This is a genomic window from Acidimicrobiia bacterium, from assembly GCA_040880805.1.
Classification (GTDB): domain Bacteria; phylum Actinomycetota; class Acidimicrobiia; order IMCC26256; family DASPTH01; genus DASPTH01.
This window is the reverse complement of sequence record JBBDHW010000046.1, coordinates 83,765-90,335: the sequence shown is the minus strand read 5'-3', so window position 1 is coordinate 90,335 and position 6,571 is coordinate 83,765. Positions and strand designations below refer to the sequence as shown.

Genomic DNA, 6,571 nt, shown 5'->3' with positions numbered 1-6,571 from the left:
AGCCGACCAACACGCCGCGTAAGATCGCGCGACTTGTTCGTCGGCAGGCCCTTAGCGTGCCGACTTACGTATCGATGGCGTACGCGAGGAGGCCAGCGGGTACTGCCCACGCCCCGGTTCCCTCAGCGCTCATGTCGAGCACGTTCCGGGTCGCGAGGATCCCGGACCAATGGGACGCGTTCACCGTGGCGGCGGCGCGCGCCCATCGGTCGGATTCGACGTACTTGCCCTCGACGGCGACAGGGTCGAGGCGCGCGCCGACGAAGTCGATCTCCTTGCGCGATGGTGTCCTCGCGTAGAAGAGCTGGTCGTGTTCAGCCCAGCGTCCGCGCTCGAGGTCTTCGATACGCCGGCGCAATGCCATGCCGAGTTGAGATTCAGTGAGCACAGTCGGGTCCGCGTTCGGCCAACCCGGATTGCGCGCGTGCGCGAGCACGCCTTCTGATGTACGTACCCGCCAGCAAGTATACATTTTGGTGGAGCTAGATGGCCAGAAGGTAGGCCTCACTCCGCCCGGCTACTGCGGGGCGTCGTCTTCTTGGCGGAGACGGCTGCGGCGCACGCGGTCCATGAAGAACATCGCGCCGGCGCAGATGAACACCATCACGGCGAAGAGCACGAACGCGAGACCACCGGAGCCGTCGCCTTGCTTGCCCGCATCGACGAGCTGCTGCGCGCCGGACGGAACCGCGAGCAACACGAGGACCGAGGCCGCGCTCAGCGCGAGGAGGATGGCGAGGCGAAGCCGACGCAACATGGTCACACCTTTGCCGGAACTCGAGCGGGGCTCGGCGCGGGCCTTTCGGCCTGCGCCTTCTGCTCCATCTCGTCCCTCTCTCGCCAATGGAGCATCAGCAGGCCGAGCACGAACAGGATCGACGCCATGGCGAACGCGACGAACGGCGGCACGCGCAGCGACCCGAGGTTCCGGCTGAGCACGACGAAGCCCGCCTTCCCGCCGGGAGCGCACTCCGCCGGGAGCGGCGGCAGCACCGAGGGCCGGTCCTCGGGCGCGGCCGCGACCTCGCAGAACTTCGCCACCGCGTACTCCGGATCGTGGGTGAACTGCCCCTTCCAGAACTGCGGGCTGCTGCCGCCGATCTCGTAGGTGTCGCTGATCAGGTACTTCGTGACGTCGCTGAACTCCGGGATCGCGAAGTCGTTGTCGTGGGGCCCGAGCGGCTCGGTGGGAGTGTCCTCCTTGGGCACGAGCACCGCGTCGACCGCGGCCTTCACGTTCGCAGCTTCTGGATTGGTGGCCTTGACGTGGTACTGCTGCTTCTGGATGTCGCGCACTGCCGCGATCTTCGCCGTGTCGAGGTCGGTGACGACCTGCTTCACCTCCCACTTCGGGATCCGCCCCCTCAACGTGTTGATCGGCGACGCGGTGGTGCACCAGAGGAGCGTGAGGATCACCATGAAGCCCATGAGCCCGGTGAAGGCGACGAGGAAGCCGAGGCGCGCGCCGAGGTTGGTGCCGAGCAGCAGATAGATCGACCCACAGAACAGCCCGATGGCCGCGACCACGACGAGGACGCCGAGGATCGTCGGGTACCACAGCCCCTTGTGGAGGAGCTCGGAGGCGAGGGTGAGCGACACGTCGACCTACAGGTTCCGCTCGTATTCCATGATGGCTTCGATCTGAGCTTTCGTGAGCACGGCGCCGAAGTGCGGCATCCGCCCCGACGAGATCCCGCGGACACCGTACGACTCGAAGGCGGGCACTCCCGCGGAGATCCAGCCGAAGTAGTCGGCGTCGTAGAGCGGCGACGGGAACTGCCGGGAGACGTCACCGTCTCTGAGGTTGGGTCCGTACGCGCCGCCACCCATCGGACCCGGCGCCGGGTTCCCCTGCGGATCGAGGGGATTGAAGTAGGTCCAACCGCGCGTGTGGCAGCGCGCGCAGTTGTTCATGAAGAGCACCTGGCCGTCGGTTGCGTTCCGGGTGGTCTCCTGCCACGCGGCCGCGACACGCGCCTGCTCCGTCGCGAGCTCGACGCGTCCCTCGGCCGTGCTCCGCTGGCTGTCGGTGGCGTCGGCCGGCAGGGCGTCGAGCGCCGCTTGTGCCTGGGCGAGTCCTGCGGCCGAGTCGGCAACCCACTTGTCGGCAGCGCCCTGCACCTCGGGGTCATCGAGCGTCTTGCGCATCGCCTCGGCGTCCTTCACGGCCCCCGTCTGTGCCTTGTCGGGAGTGGTGGAGATGCTGTCCACGTAGTTGACGAGGTCCTGGATGCTCTGCTCGTTGAGCGCGCCCTTCCCACTCTTGAACCCCCACGCCGGCATGGGTGTGCCCGGGCGCCCGTAGGTGATGATCTGCGTGAGCTGCGCGCGCGAGTACCGCAACGGCGCGAGCGTGAGGTTCGGCGCGGCCCAGTCGACCTGCTGCGGAAGACAGTAAGGCTGTGACTCCTCGAGCTTCTCGTTGACCTTCTGCTCGAGGCTGCAGCGGGGATCGGTGCTCTTGATCACCTGCTTGGCGCTGCCGCCTTCGGCGTTGTTGCCGTGGCACCGTGCGCAGTTCTGCGACTTCGCGCTGTCGAACGCGGGTGAGGCGGGACCGGCGAAGAGGAGCTCGCCGCGTGCGATCGACCGCTCCTTGAAGGCCTCCGTCGCGTCGGCTGCGCGGAACGGCTCCCACAGGAAGTAGCCGATGAGCGCGACGACCGAGATCACCAGCGCGACGAGCGCGACACCGAGCACGCGCTCGAGGTGCGGACCCTCGAGCACGTCGTCGTCGAAGAACGGCGTGAGGTTCTCGGGCTGCCTCGGCTCCGGGTTGCGGCGCAGGCTCACGACGCGGTACCCGATGAAGATCAGCAGACCACCGACCGCGAACAGGTTGATGAGGATCAGCGTGGTGCGGAAGCTCACCGGTTGCCCGCTCTCGGCGCTTGCACGATGGCTCGCTCCCTGCGAGCCGGGATACCCGGCTCGCGGACGTTCGCTCGCGTGCGCCGGGCCGCTCGGGCTTGGGCTCCTGCATTACACACAGGGCGCGCCCTCCGGGCTCTGACCAGTGGTGTTGGTGCCGATCGCCGGCCCGATCTGGAGGTTGCCGGTGTCGACGACGATGTTGCCGCCGGAGATCTCGAGCGGGAACCGGTCGAGCCCCCGTGGCGCCGGGCCCTCCCGCTTCTCGCCGACCCGGTTGTACTTGGAACCGTGGCACGGGCACTCGAACCACTGCGAGCTCTCACACCAGGGCACACGGCACCCGAGGTGCACGCACTTCTGGTAGAGGGCGACGTAGCCCTCTTGCATCCCGGCGAAGACGAGGGGGTTGTAGACCTTCTTGGCCTTGGGGAGGTCGGCCTTGGGGTAGGCGACGATGTAGGTCTTGGCGGTGGCGTTGTAGAAGGGGATCTTGGCGTCGAACGCGGTCTTGACGTCGGCCTCCGATCCCACGGCGACCTTCACCTGGGAGGCGGCGCCGCCCGACGGCCAGAGGAACGCCAGTGACGCCACACCGAACGCGCCGAGGCCGATGCCACTACCAGCGAGGATCGAACGGTTGAAGAACTGCCGCCGCGTGACGCCGAGCTGTTCCTCGTCGACCGGCTCGTAGACCGCCGGCGTCTTCGCGGCCGACGGCACCACCTCTCCGACGCTCGCGCCGGACTCGATCGCGTGACGCGCCTCGTCGGCGCGCGCGCGTGCCTCCTCCGCTTCCTCCTCGATCGACTCTTCGCCTTCCGGCACGACCGCTTCGGGGCCGGCCGAGCGATCGCTCTTGCGCGTCTCGCGAGCGAGCCTCCCAGTGGTCGAGCGCTGCCGACCCGTGACCAGTACGGCCACGACCGCCAGCACCAACAACCCGGCGATGAGGACGGCGATTTCCAACGTCGGCTCCTACAACTCGAAGAAGATGCCGTCGTTCCAGGGGAACACGAAGTTGAAGCCGGGGCCCCGGAAGAACGAACCGATGATGACGAGGACCGCCCAGAGCATCACGAAGAGAGTGAAGATCGAAATCGCGAACTTGCGGTCCTTCGGGTTGTGGGACGGGTTCTTGTCGACGAAGGGCGCCACCATGAGCAGCAAGAGCGCCATAGTGGGAATGGTCACACCGGCGACCATCGGGTGGAACATCGTGAGCAGCTCTTGGAGGCCGAGGAAGTACCACGGCGCCTTCGACGGGTTGGGCGTTTTGTTGAAGTCGGCGAGTTGCAGCAGTGGCGCGCGTACAAGAGCCGAGAAGATCGTGAGCCCCGCGGTGACGATCAGCAGCGCGGCGAACTCCACCACCAAGAGGTGCGGCCACGTGTGCACCTTGTCCACTGCTTCCGCGCGCGTCTCCTGAATGGAGCCCGACTTGACCACCGTGAGCAGCCGCTGCGTGTGACCGCCGGGGCCGGTGACCGTGGGTGCGGGGAGCGTGGCGGTGGCGGTCGCGGCACGCGCGGCTCCAGCCGCGGCAGGGACTTCCGCACCCGCGGGCGCGCCACCTGCCGGCGCGCCGGGAACTTCGAGCCCGAGCGCGATCCGTCGGTCGCGGCTGCGCTGGAGCAGGTGCGCGGGGATACGGCCGCCTCCGGGAAGCTCGACGTCGCCGATCGGCGCCGACTCAGTCGACGCGGCGGCCGCGGGCGCGGCAGCAGGAGCCTCGGCAGCTCCTTCAGTCTCTTCGGTGGACGCGGCCTCGGCGGGCGCAGCCTCGCTCGCTCCCTCCTCTTCACTGGCTTCCTCGCCCGGCACGGGGAGGCCGAGCGCCTTGCGGCGCTCCTTGCTCCGTTGCAGAAGGTGTTCGGGGATCTCGGTCATCGCAGCACCCCTACAACGGACCCGAGACGCCGCCGTCCTTCCGGACGCGCCAGAAGTGCACCGCCATGAAGATCACGATCACGAACGGCAACAACAGCACGTGGAGGACGTACCACCGAAGGAGTGTCTCGCTACTGATCTCCCTCGACCCCAACAAGACATACTTCACCGACGTACCGAATACCGGCGTGTAGCCCGCCATGTTCGTACCGACGGTGACCGCCCACAACGCGAGCTGGTCCCACGGAAGCAGGTATCCGGTGAACGACAGCAGCAGCGTCAGGAGGAGCAGCACCACACCGATGACCCAGTTGAACTCGCGTGGCGCCTTGTACGCGCCGTGGTAGAAAACCCGGCTCATGTGCAGGAAGACCGTGAGCACCATGAGGTGCGCGCCCCAGCGGTGCATGTTGCGAACGAGCGATCCGAAGGTGACCGCGGTCTCGAGCTCGCGGACCGTCGGCCACGCTGCAGCCGCGGTGGGCCGGTAGAAGAACATCAGGAAGATACCGGTGACCGTGAGCAGGATGAAGAGGAAGAACGACAGGCCGCCGAGGCAGAGGGTGTACGACACCTTCACCGCGTGCCGCTTCACCTTCACCGGGTGAAGGTGGTACAGCACGTTGTTCATGATCACGTAGGAACGGTTGCGGGGACTGTCGGTGTAGCCGCGACGGAACACCGATCCCGGGCGGAAGATCGCGGTCCACGCTTGCGAGCCGCGAACCTTGTCGTCGACGTTGTCGAGCACCTTGGCGAGGCTCTTCCCGCTTCCGTTGCTCCCGTTGCCGTTGGCCACGAACCTGTCTCCTCGAACCTCTAGAAGCGCACACCGTACGCGTAGCCGTGACGCGCGGTCCGTGCGTGGAGATCACCCTCGGCAACGTCGGGCTGGAGCTTGCCGAGGATGATCACTCCGGTTGGGCAGCGGTCGACGCAGAGCGCGCACCGCGTGCAGATGTCTTCGTCGACGATGAACGCGACGTGGTCGCGCGGGTCTTCGCCGGGCTGCTCCGTATTCACGGCGTCGGCGATCGCGTTCACCGACACCATGTGGATGCACTTCCACGGACAGATGTCGACGCACCCTTCGCACAGAATGCACTCGGCCTGGTCGATGTGGAGGAACTGCTTGGGCTTGACCGCGCTCGTGAGGTACGACGCGTCGACCTCCTGCAGCTCATAGTCGGTCACGAAGTCGGGCATGGGCGGGTTGGCGTCGGCGCGTGCCATCAGCTCTCACCGTTCCCGGATACCGTGCTGGTGACGGGCGCGGGCGCCGACCGAGCGCGCCGCAACGGGCGCCCGAAGCGCGACGTGCGCGGCGTGGCTTCGGTGGCCGCGGCGGGTTCCTTGCCGCGGTTCTGCCACTGCGCGAACAAGACCAGGTTGAGCCCGAAGAGCACGCTGTAGATGCCGACGACGATGATGTCGCGCACCGCCTTCTGGTCCATCGTGAACGGCCAGTGAATCGGGAGGAAGAAGATGTCCTGGCTGGCCCGGAAGACGAACTTCGTGGTGTCCCACTGCAGGTACTTGTCGGAGAACGTGATGAACTCGTGGGGTATCACCGCGTAGCCGAGCGTCATCAGCGCGAACACGCCGACCGCGCCCGCCATGCACTCCGACCAAGTCGCGGGGCGGTCCGGCTTGGGCCGCTTGAACAGCCAGAATGCGATGCCGAGACCAATCGCGAGGAGGGCGCACGCCCAGATCAATCGGCCGGCAGGCCGCATCCATGGCAACCAGTCCGGGATCAGGTTGGGCATCGTGCGCCTGGTCCTCCAAGGGTCCCATCGGCGGTTCTTGG

At 67.0% G+C, this 6,571-nt stretch carries 9 protein-coding genes; all 9 read right to left on the bottom strand.

Going from position 1 to position 6,571, the window contains the following annotated elements:
• Positions 1-64: 64 nt before the first annotated feature.
• The 9 genes from WD271_12470 to WD271_12430 all read right to left on the bottom strand — a co-directional run bounded on the left by WD271_12470 (position 65) and on the right by WD271_12430 (position 6,530).
• Complete coding sequence (locus WD271_12470; protein MEX1008641.1) at positions 65-388, bottom strand: hypothetical protein; 324 nt, start codon at positions 386-388, stop codon at positions 65-67.
• 129 nt (positions 389-517) lie between these two features.
• Entirely contained in the window at positions 518-757 is a 240-nt protein-coding gene (locus WD271_12465; GenBank protein ID MEX1008640.1) for a hypothetical protein, read from the bottom strand.
• 2 nt (positions 758-759) lie between these two features.
• Entirely contained in the window at positions 760-1,599 is an 840-nt protein-coding gene (locus WD271_12460; GenBank protein MEX1008639.1) for a hypothetical protein, read from the bottom strand.
• A 6-nt stretch (positions 1,600-1,605) separates the two neighbouring features.
• Positions 1,606-2,871 (bottom strand): cytochrome c, encoded by a 1,266-nt coding sequence (locus WD271_12455; GenBank protein MEX1008638.1) that lies wholly within the window; start codon positions 2,869-2,871, stop codon positions 1,606-1,608.
• A 111-nt stretch (positions 2,872-2,982) separates the two neighbouring features.
• Positions 2,983-3,840 carry a ubiquinol-cytochrome c reductase iron-sulfur subunit gene (locus WD271_12450; GenBank protein MEX1008637.1) on the bottom strand — a complete coding sequence of 286 codons (858 nt, stop codon included), beginning with the start codon at positions 3,838-3,840 and terminating at the stop codon, positions 2,983-2,985.
• A gap of 9 nt (positions 3,841-3,849) precedes the next feature.
• A complete protein-coding gene (locus WD271_12445) occupies positions 3,850-4,761 on the bottom strand; it encodes a menaquinol-cytochrome c reductase cytochrome b subunit (GenBank protein ID MEX1008636.1) in 912 nt (303 codons plus the stop codon).
• A 10-nt stretch (positions 4,762-4,771) separates the two neighbouring features.
• Positions 4,772-5,461 carry a selenite/tellurite reduction operon b-type cytochrome ExtP gene (extP, locus tag WD271_12440; GenBank protein ID MEX1008635.1) on the bottom strand — a complete coding sequence of 230 codons (690 nt, stop codon included), beginning with the start codon at positions 5,459-5,461 and terminating at the stop codon, positions 4,772-4,774.
• Between the two features lie 119 nt (positions 5,462-5,580).
• Complete coding sequence (locus WD271_12435; protein ID MEX1008634.1) at positions 5,581-5,994, bottom strand: 4Fe-4S binding protein; 414 nt, start codon at positions 5,992-5,994, stop codon at positions 5,581-5,583.
• A complete protein-coding gene (locus WD271_12430; GenBank protein ID MEX1008633.1) occupies positions 5,994-6,530 on the bottom strand; it encodes a hypothetical protein in 537 nt (178 codons plus the stop codon). The genes WD271_12435 and WD271_12430 overlap by 1 nt, the downstream gene beginning before the upstream one ends.
• Positions 6,531-6,571 lie beyond the last annotated feature (41 nt).